Below are 17,226 nucleotides of genomic sequence, written 5' to 3' on the forward strand. Positions count from 1 at the left end.
GTTGTTTATATTGTTTTTAAAGTTTGTTGGATAAAGCGTTTCCAATGAGCCTTCACAATCTTTGTAATACCACAAATTTTTTCGCAAGTCTTCCTTCATTCAAAAAGGGGGTGCAGCAGTTTTTAACGCCAATTTGTTGTCGTGGGATATTCATTAAGCCAGAAACGAACCAAAATTAAAAATAAGGGTGGTTGCGGGATGAAAAAAAGAGCAGGCATGATCGTTACTTTGTTAACTGTTTTCTCACTCATTGTAAGCGCTTGCGGTGACGCGCAGTCCGGGGGGACGGAACCCAAAGCGAGTAAAGAGCTGACGATGTGGACGTGGAAGGTTGCTTACACGCCAGGAATTGAAGCAGCCGCGAAATTGTATGAAGAGAAAACAGGGATCAAAGTCAAACTTGAGACCTTTACACCGGATGATACGTATCGCCAAAAATTCCAGGCAGCAGCCAATTCCAAAAATTTGCCGGATATCGTGAACTGGTGGGCAACGGCGGGCGATTCCATCGAGAACTCAGTGCTCGAACTGTCAGGTGAAATCGACGATGATCTATTGAACAGCTATTACAGTGCTGCAATGGACCCGATCATCGTTACACAGAGTCAGGTTGACTCTTGGAAAGAAGACAAGAATGCCACCACCATTCAAAAGTCACTGAAGACTGGACAGTTCTACGGACTGCCGCTTGATATCGGAGGATTCTTTACGTTCTATGGCAACAAGAAGCTGATCGAAGAAGCAGGGCTGACAGCTGAAGCGCCCAAAACATGGGAAGAGTTCGTCACCATGATGGAGACTGTCAAAGAGAAAACAGGTACTCCTGGGCTTGTGTTTGGTGCAAAGCTGCCTGATCTGTGGGAAAACTGGGCCGGTTCGGCACTGTCCATCATGCTGAACGAACCTCAAGGCTACATCGATCTGCTCGAAAGAAAGTCCAAACTAAGCGACCCTTCAAATCTGCCGGTAGTGAAAGCGATGGAGACACTGGCAAACAAAGATCTGCTGATGCCGGGAATTTTGTCAACGGATATTGATGGAGCAGACCAGGCGTTTGCTGCTGGCAAAGCCGCTTTCGATCTCGGTGGTTCGTTCACAATGTCTACGCTGCTGGCTATGGGAATGAGTCCTGACGATATTTTCACCTTCCCTGTACCCCCGCTTGAAGGATCTAAAATTAACAGCTGGACGACTGATCCATTCACGTTAACGATGTTGTCAGTGAATAAAGATTCGCAGAACAAGGCTGAAGCGCTCGATTTCATTAAATTCCTGACAGGTGATCCGGATGCTGCTGTTGCTTTTGCTAATGCGGCGTATACAGTACCTGCGCTGAATCTGGGTGATCGTGCAAATGATCTGGACCCGAACCTGAAATCAATCTCAGAAGCATTCGCTGCCGAGCCTGGCCCTTACAGTCAAGCTTCACCTGCAATCAATACGTATCGTGGCAAGCACAAAGAGTGGGAAGTGTATGCCCAGTCCATGCAATCCATGATCGAGAAAAAGATGACTGCTGAACAAGTCGCCAAGAAGTTCGACGACACCATGGAAAGTCTGAAAGCGAGCGGGAACTAGAACACCAAAGCAATCGGCAAGCCCCGTAAGGGGCTGTCGGTTGCCAAATTGAGAGCAAAAGGTGATTGATCATGATAAAAAGTCGAAATAAGTGGATGCCGTATCTTTTTTTACTGCCTGGCGTGCTTTTGTTTCTTGCCATCGGCGTGTATTCGGTCGGATTCTCGATCATGCTCAGCTTTTATAACTGGTCGGGGATCGATTTTTCCACAGCAAGGTTTGAAGGTCTGGCGAATTTCCGTCAGTTCCTGCTCGGTGATGATCCGATTGTAACCCGGAATTTCTATAATGCCGTTCTGCACAATCTGATTATTGCGGTTTCACAGGTTGTGGTCGTCGTTCCAATCGCACTTGTGCTGGCATTTGTGCTGCAAAATACGAAGGCAGCTACGTGGTACCGGACAATTTATTTTCTGCCGATGATCGCATCTGGCGTAGCTATCTTTTATGTATGGAAAGGTTTATTTGAACCAAGTGGAGCATTCAACTCACTCTTCTTATGGATGGGCTTGGATTTCCTTGCGGTACCTGGTGGAATGCTGGGGAGTTCGTCTACTTCTTTACTCGGTATTATTTTGACATCAATTTGGGGCGGTCTGCCTGGGACGCTGATTCTGTACTACGCTGGTCTGACTTCCATTGATCCGACACTGTATGAAGCAGCAAGTGTGGATGGTGCCAAGAAAACAACCATGATATTGAAAATTACCTGGCCGTTACTGAAGCCCATCACGCTTATTGCCGTCATTCAGATGGTGAACGGAGCCTTTCAAGCCTTTGAGAATGTGTTCATCATGACGGGCGGCGGACCGGCTGGCAGTTCGGAGGTTATTGGTACACTCGTGTACCGCACAGCTTTTCTAAACAATGATTATGGTCTGGCCAGCGCAATCGGATGGGTATCATTTCTGATTACAGGTGCCATTGCCATATTCAGTATTCGCTCATTCAAGGCAGACATCTAAAAGGAGGAGCACATGGTCAAATATATTAAGCATATCATTCTAATCTTGTACGGATTGACCTGCCTGTATCCTTTTGTCTGGATGATCGGCACTTCGCTGAAAACATCACAGGATGCACTAGCCAATCCACAGAGTCCGTTTCCACAAGCTGCACCGATGTGGTCCACATTTGGTGACGTATGGAACAAATTGAATTTCTATCAGTTTTTCATCAACAGCGTGATCGTAAGTGCAGTCGTGATTATAGGCGTTATTCTCATCTATACCATGATGGCCTATTCGTTTGCCAAATTTGTTTATCGGGGCAAAAAATTCATCTACTACACGTTTATTGCCTTGCTGCTCGTTCCAGGGGTAACCACATTGATTCCGCTTTATATCAACATGACCAATCTCGGGCTGCAAAACACGTATATTGGCATGATTCTACCCATGATTAATGGTGCTGCACCCTTCGCCATTTTCCTATTCACCAGTTACTTCCGCACAATCTCACATGAGTTATACGAGAGCGCCGTACTGGATGGATGCAACAATTTCAAAATCTACTACAGAATCTATCTGCCATTAGCGCTGCCAGCTATCGGAACCATTGCGATTCTGAACTTTATCGGAAGCTGGAACAATATTTTGTGGCCGATGATCATCGTGGATAGCCGTGATATGTTTACGTTACCGATGGGACTCATGTATCTGGATTCATCTTCTTTCAAGAAATGGAATGAACTCATGGCAGGGGCTTTGATTACGGTCATTCCAATCCTGCTTGCCTTCCCGTTCATGCAGAAGATGTATGTCAAGGGCATGACGGTAGGTTCAGTGAAAATGTAAATACACATCAACTAAATCATACAAGATTGGAATGAAATGAATGACTACAAAAACCGCGCATATTGTCGCACATTCTCACTGGGACAGGGAGTGGTATCTATCCTTCGAGAAGCACCGAATGTTGCTCGTTCAGCTCATGGAGAATTTAATCGAGACGTTTGAAAATGATCCGGAATTTACGAATTTCCATCTGGATGGGCAGTTTATTGTACTGGAGGATTACCTGGAAATCATGCCGCATAGGTCGAATCAGGTCCGCAAGTTAATTGAAGAGGGCAAGCTGATCGTTGGTCCATGGTACATCCTTCAAGATGAATTCCTCGTGAGCAGTGAAGCCAATGCACGCAATCTGTTAATTGGGATTCAAGCCTCAGAACAAATGGGAGGATATGCGAAAATCGGATATTTCCCGGATTCCTTCGGCAATATGGGGCAGGCACCACAGCTCATTAGCCAGGCAGGCATTGAGGTAGCTGTATATGGACGTGGAGTGAGGCCTGTTGGGTTCAATAACGAAATTCAGTCAGGCAATGAACATACCTCCAAATACTCGGAGATGTATTGGGAATCACCCGATGGTACTCGTGTACTGGCGATCCTGTTCGCCAACTGGTACAACAACGGCATGGAAATTCCGGTGGAACCAGAGAAGGCGAAAGTTTACTGGGCCGAAAAGCTGGCTGCAGCAGAAGAGTTTGCTTCAAGCTCGGAACTCCTGTTCATGAACGGATGTGATCATCAGCCGCTTCAGAAGGATCTGACACAAGCGTTAAAGACGGCCACCGAGATTATTCCAGACGTGACGTTTCGTCATTCCAGCTTTCCTGAGTACATTCAGGCTTTGCAAAAAGTGAAACCACAATCATTGGACGTCATTCGCGGTGAACTTCGAAGCCAATGGACCGACGGCTGGATCACACTTGTAAATACTGCTTCAGCAAGGGTATATATCAAACAGCAAAATGTAAAAAGTCAGACGTTACTGGAGAAAGTGGCTGAGCCATTGGCAGTCATGGCCTCTCTGTCCACAGGCATTTATCCACGGCATGAGCTGTTATATGCCTGGAAGACATTGTTGAAGAATCATCCTCATGACAGCATCTGCGGGTGCAGTGTTGACGAGGTCCATAGGGAAATGATGACCCGATTTGCCAAATCGCAAGAAGTGGCGGAAGCCATATCGGTTCAGAGTGCTCGTACAATAGCCGAATCTGTGGATACATCTGGCTTTGACGCAGATTGTGCGTTGCCTTTTGTAGTGTTTAACACTTCGGGACATTGTCGATCCAATGTGATTGTAACTAGGATGGATGTTGAGCGACGGTACTTTGACCACCAGCCTCCGCATGAAAAGTATCAGGAGTTTAAGCGCGAATATGAAGCCTTTGACTCGAACGATTGGGTTGTATTGAACGCGGAAGGCAAGCAAGTGGAAGCCGTAATCACACCCGTTGGACCGACATTTGGATATGATTTGCCAGATGATCGATTCCGTCAACCTTACTGGGCATATCAAGTGGATGTAGAGCTTCATGTCCAGAACATCCCGGGTTTTGGGTATCATACTTTTGCTCTTGTGCCTAAGCGTGTTTCTGGAGAGAATGCACTTAGCGAACTGACTACCACTGAACTTGTTACAGATGAGCAAGTGATGGAGAACGATTATGTGCGGATCGAGATTGCGGGGGATGGATCGTTTAGCATGTTGGATAAAGTGAACGGTCGTCATTATACAGGGCTTGGCATTTATGAGGATACGGGGGATATCGGAAATGAGTATATGTACAGACAACCGGATCAGGAAGTTCCGTTGACTACTCGGGGACTGCCTGCCGAGATTAAGCTGGTGCATCATACACCGCTGAAAGCCGTTTATGAGATCGTGCATAACTGGAAGCTTCCGGCAGGCGCAGATGAACTGCTGGATGAAGAGATCCGCTCCATGGTTCCATTTCGTTACCGGAAATCCCGGCGGCTTGATGAAACTAGGGAGGTGAGCATTCGTACAGAGCTAAGCCTTGAAAAAACAGGACGTTCGGTTGGCATTAAAAGCTATATCGATAACACGGTTCAGGATCATCGAATTCGCATGTTGTTCCAAACGGGACTCGAAGCAAGTCATGTTACCGTTGACTCTATTTACGAACTGGCAAAGCGCCCGATACAGCCGGAAGCGGAATGGAGAAATCCGAGCAATGCGCAGCATCAAAATGCATTTGTCAGTATCAGCAATGGTCGTGAAGGGCTGACGATTGCGAATAAAGGTCTTAATGAGTACGAAGTATTGGCTAATCAGAATACCATTGCTGTGACACTGCTGCGTGGGGTACGCGAGCTTGGGGATTGGGGAGTATTTTCAACGCCAGAGGCCCAATGTCTCGGACAGCACATTCTGGAAATGGAGCTCATCTCACATGATTTGGATGTTATTGAGTCCGATGCTTATGTGCAGGCGTACCAGTTCCCGGTTCCCTGGACTGTTCAACAGACAGGGGTACATGGTGGAACGTTACCCGCTACCCACGAGTTTTTGCAATGGGAGGGCGATCATCTCGCTTTTAGTGCGCTTAAACGGGGCGAGGCAAATGATGACATGCTGTTCAGGGTGTTCAATGTATCATCGGAGACGACTTCACTGAAGGTAACGCCTTCGTTTGAGGCTAAGGAAGTGTACGAAAGTACAATTGTTGAAGATCAAGGTGAAGCCATGAAGGTAGCGGATGAGGGAAGTTATGCTTTGAATGTGGGACCGGCAAAAATTCAGACGATCGGTATTCAACCCACAACACGTTTAATATAAACAATTCAGTCTTGGAGTTCTCTCCACTGCTGCGGATTGAAAACGGATGCATCATGTTCCACATACGACAACCCTGTTTTCGTGCAGCTTGATTACATGATCAAGTGAATGGGAGGTACGATTGTGAACAAACGATTAAGGTTAGGTGCCAGGTGTACCATTTCAGTGCTGTTGACGATTGTCATGTTATGTTCAGGGCTATACATCACACCAGCAACCACACATGCGGCAGCAGAGGGGGGAGATATTACTGAACAGGGAGACGTCCATCCAAATGATGTGTCACCTGACTCAGTAAGTATTACATTGGGGGAAACTCCTGTGCAGCAGGGCATAACGGCTCGTCCCGGCGATGGACCTTCAGCAGGGCTTCAAGTGGGGATGTTTGACGGCAAGGCGTATTGGAAAACCAATCAGACGGTGAATCCAACAAATCCGGCCGATAACATCCTGTATTTTTACTTCAATGTTGCGGATGAATATTTGTTTGAAAATACCGATCAGGACGTGTTCGTCACTGTTGAATATTACGATAGCGATAGTGGTGCGATGTCTCTGCAATACGATTCGAAGCAATCCAGTTTCAAGGATGCTCCTTTGTTCCGGTATGAAAATACGGGAACCTGGAAGACACATACCTTCAAGCTCAGCGATGCCAATTTCGGTAACCGCACCCATGATGCGGATTTCCGGATCGGGGTTAGCGGTGCAGGGGCACCAGCCAACAATCCGGAACTTCATCTGGCCAAAGTAACCGTCCATAAGCAAACTCAGCAACAGGGAGATACTCAGACGAAGGTCTATGATACGGAATTCCCTACATCAGATATCGTCATTGCAGATCGGAGCGTAACCGATTATGGAGCAATAGGGGACGGTGTCTCGGACGATACTCAAGCTTTCAAAGAAGCGCTGGCAATAGCCGGAAACCAAGGTGGCGGAGTTGTGTTCGTACCATCTGGAACCTATAAATTAACCGGAGAGCTGGTTATTCCAACAGGCGTTACACTTCGCGGAGATTGGGGGAATCCCGACGAGTATGGCGGGTTAGTCAAAGGTACAATCCTTGCTGTATATGGCGGCAAAGGTCAAGCTAACGGGAACAGCTTCATAAAGATGGAGCCTTCCAGTGGGGTAACACATGTGTCGATCTGGTATCCCGAACAGAATATGAATAACCCGGTGGCCTATCCATGGACGATGGAACAGCTTCCAGGTGACAGTGCCACGGTGAAAAATGTAACACTCGTCAATGCATACCAAGGGATTAAGATTGGCCCGGAATGGAACGAACTTCATTACGTGAAGGATGTATACGGCACCACACTGAAAACCGGTATCTTTCTGGATTTCACAACAGACATTGGGAGAATGGAAGGGCTTCACCTGTCCCCGGATGTATGGGCGAACTCTGGTTTGCCAGGAGCACCTGAACGGTCTCAATTGCGTGAATATATGATACAGCAATCCGAAGGTATTGTAATGGGGCGCTCGGATTGGGAGTATATGTCGAATATTCATATCTCGGGTTATAAGACAGGGATACGAATCACGACAAGAAGAGGAAGCCTTGAAACAGCCAATGCGCAGCTGTACAAAATTCAGATCGACGACTGCAACGTAGCGCTGAAGATTGAAGGCGTCAATGATTATGGATTGCTGGTGACAGACAGTCAATTCCAAGCGAGTGCTGGTCCGAATCCTGTTGCCATTTATGCAACGGAAGGCTTTCACTCCATTGCCCAGTTTAACAGCGTAACAGTGGGCGGGGAGCCCAAACATGCGGTTGTGAATGAAGGGCGTGGAACGTTGTCCTTTGAGAGCAGTTCTTTCGAGAATTGGAGTGAAGGAAGCGGAGATTACGCCATAGTTGCGAAGAGTGGTTCCATTATACTGGGCAGTTCTACCTTCGCCAAGCCGGATCGGCACCTGCTTCTTCAGGGAGATGTGGCAACAATTAATGCCATACATTCCGGACACGAAGGCAACCTTGCGGTGAACGATGAAAGTACCTCGGCGGAACTGAACATCCATCAGGAAGAAGATTTGGTGTTGGAAACGATCCCTAATGTTCCTTCAGTGGATATTGCAGTGCAGCCCAAGCCGGGAACTCGCGAATTGTTTAACGTAGTGAGCCAGCCCTATTTGGCTGATAACACAGGGAGTACGGATTCATCCCAAGCTATTCAACAGGCATTGAATGATGCCGAAGCAGCAGGTGGAGGAACGGTCTATATGCCGGCTGGCATATACCGCGTTGAACAGGCTTTGGTGGTCCCGACTGCCGTAGAACTGCGGGGCAATTATGATGTACCTCATCATACGATCGGGAATGGAACCGTTATCTTTACAAACTATGGAGAAAATGCTCCGGATGCCGATGCCTTCATTCAGCTAGAGGAAGCAGCAGGATTACGCGGATTATCCGTCTATTACGATCAACAAACATGGTCTGATGCCAATCCGGTGAAGCCTTATGCCTGGACTGTGCAAGGTCAAGGGAAAAACGTATACCTGATCGATACAACCTTGGTTAATCCTTATCAGGCTGTCGACTTTGGCACCCATGATACAAGTGGTCATTATATCGATTATGTAGCGGGATCACCGCTCAAGGAAGGCATATATCTTGGTGGCGGGTCAGACGGAGGATACATGCGGAATGTGCAGTTCAATCCGCATTATTATGGTCGGAACAATTATCCGAATCATCCATCGAATGATGAAGAATTTAATCAAATTTGGAATTATCAAAAAGAGAATCTGGACGCCTTCCGTATTGGGGATGTTACCAATCAGGTTATTTTCAATACATTTGTATATGGATCAAAGTACGGTATTCATTTTGAAGAACAGAATGGAAGAGGGCCCGAAGCTGTCGTTATTGGTCATGGTACGGATGGCAGTAAAAAGGGAGCCGTATTACAACATGCGGGAACAGCTGGTCTTTCGTTTATCAATACAGAGCTGGTTTCCATGAGTACAACAGACAAGGTATACGTGGAGGTTGGGCCAGACTTCGGCTCCAAAGCGGTGTTCTTCAATACGTCCATGTGGGGAGACACAACAAGATCCTTTGATATTCACGGAGGAGATATCCGCATACAGCAGGGGAACTTCACGAACGTTGGTGAAATCGGCATTAATGCAATCGGTGGTGATATTACCCTCTACAATTCCTATTTTCAACAGCCACGTACGAATCATGTGGTTGCAGGTCCGAACGTAGAGAAGATGGTGATATCCAACAACCTGTTTAATGGCGGTTTTCAGATTGAGAATGAAGCCCCTCCTGGAAAAGTGACGGGGACCAATCTGTTTCCTTTGGCACTCAAACTGAACCAGCTTGGGTATGATCCATCCAGACCAGGTGATCCCGGAAGCACGCTGACTTTGACTAATGTTGCAGGTGAGGCTTTACTTCAAGGGCAGATCGAACTGATTGAACCGAGTGTGTATAAGGCGATGTTTAAGCCAGTACGATTCGAGGGGCTGGGCATTGGGAAAAGCATGGATGTGGCGCTTCCCTATATATCAAGTGACTTGCTCAAATTCAGAGTAACGCTTGAAAACGGATTCCGTTATGAGACTTCAGTCAAACTGTCACAATCCTTTGCGGCACAAAAAGATGCTGTTGGAACGCTGCCATTCATTGAGGTTTCCAGTCCCGATCATTACAACAGTGTCGGTGGAAGCTGGGGAGGTCCGAATGACCTCAGCATTCAAGCTAAAGCAAGTTGGGATGCGGAAAATTTGGTTCTCAAGGTGGACGTCAAGGACGATATTCACCATCAATCCAATACCAATGGCGATATATGGCAAGGAGACAGTTTACAGCTTGGTATTGACCTTGGCAAAAAGGATGGTGCGGCCAGCAAACAGGTGAATGAGCTTGGTTTTGCACTGAATCAGGAAGGTGTCGTCACGAAATGGAGATGGCGAGCTCCGGAAGGCATTGCTACAGGATTATTGGAATCCGCTTCAGCAAACATCACCCGGGACGAGACGACCCATATTACTCATTATCAAATTACGCTGCCTTTTGCAGCACTTCATCAGGAAGGATATTCATTCCAACCTGACAAACCTATCGGTTTTGCATTGCTTGTCAATGAAAACGATGGCGAAGGACGATCAGGCTTTATGGAGTTTAATGGAGGGATCGGTACAAGTAAAGATGCACGATTATTCGGAAACTTGTATCTGCTTACGGGAGATTACGTGACATTGTTGGAGCAATCGGCCGAGGCGAGTGTCCATGCTGCGGAGCAAAAGAAAGATGTTACCTCTATAGATACAGCAGCCAACTTCGTCACTCTGCTACCTGGCGGCACGTTGAAGTCCTCATTACTCGTGAGACTCGCTGCTCTTACATCAGGTTCCAATCCGAATCCCGGGGGCCCCAATCCACAGCCAGGCTCGGGTTCTGGTTCGCAGCCAAGTGCTGGAGGGGGCTCTACGACTGGAGGGAAAAATGAACCAACACCCGCCGCTTCTGGTGCTGCAATGCAGCTTCAGCCCAAGCTGGATAAAGCTGCTGCATTGGCAACAGCCGAGCTCACCAACAAGATGATGGAGGATGCATTCAACCGCATCACCCCTGATCAGGACGGGAAAAAGAAGCTGATTGTAGACATCGAATCCGTGGATGGTGCTGCAGGGTATGCTCTGACACTTCCATCCAGCTTTTTGCAGGAAACACCATCTACCCATTGGCTGGAGATGCGAACAGCATGGGGAGTGCTGCTGGTTCCGAGCCATTTGCTGGCCAATACCCAAGGAACGATTGGAGAGCGTATTACCTTGGTATTAAGTAAGGCTGAACGAAGCTCTTGGAGTGACAAGCTGAAATCAGACTTAGGAGAGCGGCCTGCAATTTCATTATCTGTGATATCGGATGGCAAATCCGTTGCATGGCAAAATACCATTACGCCAATCACAGTAAGTTTGCCTTATCAGCCTAATGTAACTGAACTGTTGGACCCGGAAAAACTCGCAGTACGACGTATCGCAGATGACGGGCAAATGATCCCCATTCCAAATGGGAAGTTCAACAAAAAATCGGAACAAATGATTTTCAAAACACGGCAAAACGGAGTTTACGCAATTACTCAGGATAATCGAACATTTCAGGATATACAGCAGCTATCATGGGCCCGCCATGCCATCGAAGTTCTAGTGTCCAAAGGGGTTATTCGTGGAATGTCAGAGGCAGAATATCAGCCTCAAACCATGATCCGCCGAGCAGATTTCGTAACTCTGCTTACCAATGCCTTAGAATTACAATCTGATCAGGGAACCAAGGTGGAACGCTTCGCGGATGTACCTGAGCATGTTTATTACGAACAGTCCGTAAATATCGCAAGAACGCTGGGCATCATTCAAGGGGCAGGAGCGGATCGATTCTCGCCATCGTCTCCAATTACCCGGGAAGAAGCAGCGGTTATGATCTACCGAGCTATGCAAGTTATCGGTATGCAGCCTCTTCCTGAAGGTGAATCCGGTCTGAATGACTATAAAGATGCTCATTTGATTAAGGCATATGCCCGCGATGCCATTGATTCATTAACCAGATCAACCATTATGGAAGGAAGCAATGGCAGCTTCCATCCGCAAGATACAATGACTCGTGCTGAGACCGCAGTGCTGCTGTATCGTTTATACAACCGTTTGCCTTAAATCTTCCGATAGGATCGAAATGGAGCAGATGAGGAGAGTGAGCACATGGCTAAAATTACACGGATAGAATGCATACGTACAAGGCACGACGGAAGCTGGACCATTGTGAAGATTTCGACGGATCAGGATGGTCTTTACGGATTGGGTTCTGCTTCCGATCTTTATAATCCCGAAGCGGTGGTACAGGTCATCGAGCAACTGCTGGCACCATTACTCGTAGGAAGGGATGCATCCCAGATTGAAGATTTGTGGCATCTCATGCATATGAGCGGATATTGGAGAAATGGGGCAATACTTCATACGGCCATTGGTGGAATTGACATGGCCCTGTGGGATATCAAGGGCAAGGAAGCGAATCTGCCGGTATATCAATTGTTAGGAGGGGCCTGCCGTTCGGCAGTTCCCTGTTACGGCCATGCCGGAGGTGCTGATATCAGCGAGTTGAAAGAAGACGTTTCTCGTTTTATGGAAGAAGGATACACGGTCATTCGAGTGCAAATGGGAGGCTACGGTGGCGGGGGATTTGTCAGCGGCGAGGACGCAAATTTGCCGCGCGAGCCCTGGAGCAGCGGTCCTGTATTCGATGAACATGCGTATCTGCATGCCATCCCTGACATGTTCGAGAAGTTGCGTCTGGAATTTGGTAATGGGATTCAGTTTACTCATGATGTGCATGAGCATTTATCTCCCATTCATGCCATTCAGCTGTCGAAGCGGCTGGAGCCTTATCATCTATTCTTTCTGGAAGATGCACTTGCGCCGGAACAGATCGGATGGTATCGACAGCTTCGTCAACAGAGTGCTACGCCGCAGGCCGTGGGAGAATTATTTGTTAATCCTCAGGAGTGGACTGGTTTGATTCAAGAGAAGTTGATCGATTTTATCAGAGTTCGGGTATCGAAAGCAGGCGGAATCAGCGCTTGTCGCAAGATCGCTACGCTGGGCGAAGCCTACGGAGTACGAACAGCCTGGCAGGAGGGTGGGGAGAATGATCCTGTTAACCAGGCAGCTGCTGTCCATCTGGATATGGCCCTGTGGAACTTTGGTATCCAGGAAATCAATCATTTTAAACCTCATGAGTTGCAGGCATTCCCGGGACATATCGTCAGAGAGGGCGGATATCTGTATCCTTCCAATAAACCGGGACTGGGCATTGAACTGGATGAAGTGAAGGCCAAATCATTACGAAGTGACTCATGGGATCCCAACAAATATCATCGGCCGTATCCTCTGGACCGCAAAGCGGATGGGACATTGGTGCGACCCTAACGAAGTGACAAGAACAGACAGGAGAGATATAGGAATGAAGACGATTGCAGTTACAGGCGGAGGCGGAAAGCTGGGTTCACAGGTCATTGAGAAGCTGCAATTACAAGGTCATGATGTCGTATCGCTGGATAAACACCTATCTGACCGGGTGCGTTGCAGACAGATTATTGTCGATCTGAACGATTATGGTCAAGTCGTGGGAGCGCTTGCCGGAGTGGATGCGATTATCCATCTGGCAGCGATTCCTGCGCCGCTTCACTACCCACACACCTACATTTTCGCTAATAATACACTTTCCGGATACCATGTGCTGGAAGCAGCCTCTTTGCTCGGTATAAAAAAGGTGGTCATGGGCTCCAGTGAATCATCCTACGGATTTGCCTGGGCCAACAAACCCTTCGCTCCCGATTATTTCCCGGTGGATGAACAGCATCCGCAACAGCCGCAGGAATGTTACGGCCTGTCCAAGATCGTTAATGAGGTCACTGCCGAGATGTTTCATCGGAGAAGCGGGATGCAGGTGATTTCCCTCCGTTTTTCAATGATTGTTGGACCAGGAGAGTACAGACATCTGGCTATTGCGAAAGCGGAAACGTTCAAGCACATATTGTGGAGCTACATTGATATCAGGGATGCCGTGGATGCTTGTTTGGCTGCTCTGCACGCTGATTATGATGGGGCTGTTCACGTTAATGTTACTGCTAATGATACGTTAAGTGATCGCCAAACGACAGAATTGCTCGCCACCTTCTATCCCGATGTCAAAGATCTACGAACACCTTTCTCTAATCGAGAAGCCATTGTTAGTAATGGAATGGTGAAAAACGTTCTATCCTGGGGTGGTCCGATGCATTCGTGGGCGGATGAAGAACAGGAGCAGCTTACGCGCAACTAATATGAATAGGGGGATACTATGCTAAATTTCATGCAAAAAAACAAGAAGGTTTTGGCTTTTGCAAGTGCGGCATTATTGATTCTTACGTTGTGTTTGTCTATTTCTCCTTCCATCGTATCAGCAGCTTCCGCGTTTAATCAAACACAGGCTTCCAGTTATAACAGTCAATCCGGAGTCCAACTGGAAAGTTCCAGCGAAGGAGGGCAAAATGTCGCATTTATCGACAACGGCGATTACATTGTATTCAACAATGTGGATTTTGGCAGCGGTGCCAATTCAATCGACGTGAGAGTGGCCAGTAATAACAGTGGCGGTACGATTGAGGTCCGTCTGGATAGCCTAAACGGGATACTTGCGGGTACTGTTGCAGTTCCAGGCACGGGTGGATGGCAATCCTGGCAAACCAAGTCGGGGTCGATCAGTGGTGCCACTGGTGTACACACGGTCTATCTTAAATTCACTGGCGGAACCGGAAATTTGTTCAACCTACTCTGGTTCAAGTTCAGTGCTTCCTCCTCAGGCAGCGGAGGCGATGTCGTAGGCAAACTGTATGCCGGGTATCAAGGCTGGTTCAACGCAGCCGGAGATGGCTCGCCGAACGGAGGCTGGGTGCACTGGTCCAAAAATAGCAGTGCGCCATCAGCAAATAGCAACGTGAATTTCGAGTTGTATCCAGACCTTCGCGAATATTCCAAGCTGTATCAGACAAGTCTGGCGAACCTTGGTAATGGTTCTCCTGCCAAATTGTTTTCCTCATACGATCAGGAGACAGTCAACAAACATTTTGAGTGGATGCAAACCTACAATATCGACGGTGCAGCATTGCAACGGTTCGGCGCAGATGAGAGTGACACACCTAACAACTGGAAAAGCAACCGGGACAGCGTGGCCGTCAAAGTTAAGAATGCCGCGGAATCCTATAATCGCAAGTTCTATGTCATGTATGACATTACCGGCATGAATGCGAGCAATTGGGTACAGGCAGTTAAGCATGACTGGACGACCAATGTTGTGAACAACATGCACCTCCCATCATCTTCGGCCTATGCAAAACAGAACGGCAAGATGGTTGTTTGTATCTGGGGTATTGGCTTCACGGATCGGCCAGGTACTGCAGCAGAGGCGGCCGATTTGATCGGTTGGTTCAAAAACCAGGGGATCTATGTGATCGGCGGCGTGCCTACGTATTGGAGAACGGGTAACAATGACTCCCGATCCGACTTCATGAACGTCTACAAATCGTTGGATATGATCTCGCCTTGGTCCGTTGGCCGCTTCGGTAATATTCAGGAAGCCGACAATTTCAAAACAAATTTACTTCAGCCTGACCTGGCCTTCACCCAGCAGAATGGAATTGATTATCAGCCCGTTATCTGGCCGGGTTTCGCATGGTCCAACATGACCGGTGGTGCAAAAAACCAAATCCCGCGTTTGCATGGTGACTTCATGTGGAGGCAGGCCTACAATCTGAAGAGTATAGGTATCAATACCGGATATGTTGCGATGTTTGACGAATACGATGAAGGTACTGCCATTGCTAAGGCGGCAGAGAACAGCTCCATGATTCCAACCAATCCATATTTTCTGACGCTGGATGCCGACGGTGTTGCCGTATCTTCTGACTTTTACCTCCGACTTGCAGGAGATATCAATCGCATGTTCAAAAACCAGATTCCAGTGACGGCAAACCATCCAACAAGTCATCGATAGAGCCCAAATGGCATGATTTAACAAGTTCGTATACGTTCAGGAGGATATAAAATGACTACTAATGATATTGACTTTGAAACCACAGGCCAAAAGACTACATCCATGAATCCGGCAATCACATCGATATATACAGCAGATCCTTCGGCCCATGTATGGAATGATGGTAAAATTTATATTTACGCATCTCATGACATGGACCCAGCCAGAGGATGCGATCTCATGGACAGATATCATGTTTTCTCCTCGGAGGATATGGTTCACTGGTTGGATGAAGGGGAAATACTCCGTTCAGACGACGTTTCCTGGGGCAGACCGGAGGGCGGCTTCATGTGGGCGCCTGACTGTGCATACAAGAATGGGACCTATTACTTCTATTATCCGCATCCAAGTGATTCGAACTGGAATGATTCCTGGAAGATCGGGGTTGCCACCAGTCGCTATCCAGCGCATGGCTTTACGGATCAAGGGTATATCGAGGGGCTTGGCGGGTTTGCACTGATTGACCCGTGTGTAGTCGTAGACGATGACAATAGCGCCTATATCTACTATGGTGGGGGAAGTGTCTGTCTGGGAGGCAAGCTCAATGAAGATATGATGTCTCTGGAGAACGGCATGACAGAAATGCAAGGACTTGAGGATTTTCACGAAGCGGCCTGGGTGTTCAAAAGAAACAATCTTTATTATCTTACCTATGCGGACAATCTGGAAGACAACAACCGTATGAGATACGCAACAAGCGAGAATCCGCTTGGCCCATGGACGTACCGAGGGATTTTTCTGGAGCCGACAGGCTGTTCCACAACCCATGGCTCTGTAGTGGAATTCAAAGGGCAATGGTATCTTTTTTATCACAATCAAGCGATCTCTGGAGAAGGTACGCTGCGCAGCGTATGTATCGACTATCTGGAGTTCGATGAAGATGGTTCCATCAGACCTGTGGTTCAGACAAGGGAAGGTGTGTCCTCCGTCGGTCCAGCCCCGGTTCCTGTCCAGCCCCGGAGGGTTTATGCGGGTGCAGCTAGTCAGGTTTTTGGAGGAGCTGAAATCAGGACATTGCAATCCGGGCAAACCGTTGTCGGGAATCTTCAATCCTCAGAAGCGTACGCCTTGTTCAAAAATATAGATGGAGGCGAAGGCGGCAGAGCATCGATTGAGCTTCATTATGCGACAGGCGAACGACTAGCCAAATTGCATCTGACGGTCAATGACCAGGACTATTCCTTGCTGAATGCGCTATCCACTGGCGGTTTGCAGGAGTTCGGCGGAATCACCAATATCACCGTTCCTTTGGAGCCAGGCAATGTTAACACAATTAAAATTTCAGGTGGACATGGCGAGATCAATCTTTTAAGTCTCACCGTTACGCCGTTGTTGGATTAATACGTAAGAAACGGGATAGACGTCTAAACCTCAGGAGAGTTTTCCTGAGGTTTTTTCTTGTAAATATGAACGAGTGAGTTCTAAAAAAGATAAGCCCTTTTTTCCAACAAAATGCCAAA

The 17,226-nt window shown here is 47.6% G+C and carries 9 protein-coding genes; all 9 read left to right on the forward strand.

The window, feature by feature from the left end:
- Positions 1 to 198: 198 nt before the first annotated feature.
- Entirely contained in the window at positions 199 to 1,578 is a 1,380-nt protein-coding gene (locus BMY78_RS10555) for an ABC transporter substrate-binding protein (RefSeq protein ID WP_090897773.1), read from the forward strand.
- 71 nt (positions 1,579 to 1,649) lie between these two features.
- Positions 1,650 to 2,543 carry a carbohydrate ABC transporter permease gene (locus tag BMY78_RS10560; RefSeq protein ID WP_024631712.1) on the forward strand — a complete coding sequence of 298 codons (894 nt, stop codon included), beginning with the start codon at positions 1,650 to 1,652 and terminating at the stop codon, positions 2,541 to 2,543.
- A gap of 12 nt (positions 2,544 to 2,555) precedes the next feature.
- Positions 2,556 to 3,374: a carbohydrate ABC transporter permease gene (locus tag BMY78_RS10565; RefSeq protein WP_024631711.1), complete on the forward strand. Its 819-nt coding sequence runs from the start codon at positions 2,556 to 2,558 to the stop codon at positions 3,372 to 3,374.
- Between the two features lie 40 nt (positions 3,375 to 3,414).
- Complete coding sequence (locus tag BMY78_RS10570) at positions 3,415 to 6,174, forward strand: alpha-mannosidase (protein ID WP_090897776.1); 2,760 nt, start codon at positions 3,415 to 3,417, stop codon at positions 6,172 to 6,174.
- Between the two features lie 123 nt (positions 6,175 to 6,297).
- Complete coding sequence (locus tag BMY78_RS10575) at positions 6,298 to 11,853, forward strand: glycosyl hydrolase family 28-related protein (protein WP_177185701.1); 5,556 nt, start codon at positions 6,298 to 6,300, stop codon at positions 11,851 to 11,853.
- A 45-nt stretch (positions 11,854 to 11,898) separates the two neighbouring features.
- Complete coding sequence (locus BMY78_RS10580) at positions 11,899 to 13,122, forward strand: enolase C-terminal domain-like protein (RefSeq protein WP_090897782.1); 1,224 nt, start codon at positions 11,899 to 11,901, stop codon at positions 13,120 to 13,122.
- Between the two features lie 34 nt (positions 13,123 to 13,156).
- Positions 13,157 to 14,017 carry an NAD-dependent epimerase/dehydratase family protein gene (locus BMY78_RS10585; protein WP_090897785.1) on the forward strand — a complete coding sequence of 287 codons (861 nt, stop codon included), beginning with the start codon at positions 13,157 to 13,159 and terminating at the stop codon, positions 14,015 to 14,017.
- Between the two features lie 18 nt (positions 14,018 to 14,035).
- Positions 14,036 to 15,727 (forward strand): carbohydrate-binding protein, encoded by a 1,692-nt coding sequence (locus BMY78_RS10590; RefSeq protein ID WP_090897788.1) that lies wholly within the window; start codon positions 14,036 to 14,038, stop codon positions 15,725 to 15,727.
- Positions 15,728 to 15,778: 51 nt separating this feature from the next.
- Positions 15,779 to 17,107 carry a family 43 glycosylhydrolase gene (locus BMY78_RS10595; protein ID WP_090897791.1) on the forward strand — a complete coding sequence of 443 codons (1,329 nt, stop codon included), beginning with the start codon at positions 15,779 to 15,781 and terminating at the stop codon, positions 17,105 to 17,107.
- The last annotated feature ends 119 nt before the right edge of the window (positions 17,108 to 17,226 follow it).

Origin of the sequence: Paenibacillus sp. OK076 (assembly GCF_900110055.1) — a bacterium.
Taxonomy (GTDB): domain Bacteria; phylum Bacillota; class Bacilli; order Paenibacillales; family Paenibacillaceae; genus Paenibacillus.

Bases quoted from the DNA above. Each gene is read 5' to 3' on its own strand.
- BMY78_RS10555 (WP_090897773.1), top strand. From the start codon at position 199: ATGAAAAAAAGAGCAGGCATGATCGTTACTTTGTTAACTGTTTTCTCA.
- BMY78_RS10560 (WP_024631712.1), top strand. From the start codon at position 1,650: ATGATAAAAAGTCGAAATAAGTGGATGCCGTATCTTTTTTTACTGCCT.
- BMY78_RS10565 (WP_024631711.1), top strand. From the start codon at position 2,556: ATGGTCAAATATATTAAGCATATCATTCTAATCTTGTACGGATTGACC.
- BMY78_RS10570 (WP_090897776.1), top strand. From the start codon at position 3,415: ATGACTACAAAAACCGCGCATATTGTCGCACATTCTCACTGGGACAGG.
- BMY78_RS10580 (WP_090897782.1), top strand. From the start codon at position 11,899: ATGGCTAAAATTACACGGATAGAATGCATACGTACAAGGCACGACGGA.
- BMY78_RS10585 (WP_090897785.1), top strand. From the start codon at position 13,157: ATGAAGACGATTGCAGTTACAGGCGGAGGCGGAAAGCTGGGTTCACAG.
- BMY78_RS10590 (WP_090897788.1), top strand. From the start codon at position 14,036: ATGCTAAATTTCATGCAAAAAAACAAGAAGGTTTTGGCTTTTGCAAGT.
- BMY78_RS10595 (WP_090897791.1), top strand. From the start codon at position 15,779: ATGACTACTAATGATATTGACTTTGAAACCACAGGCCAAAAGACTACA.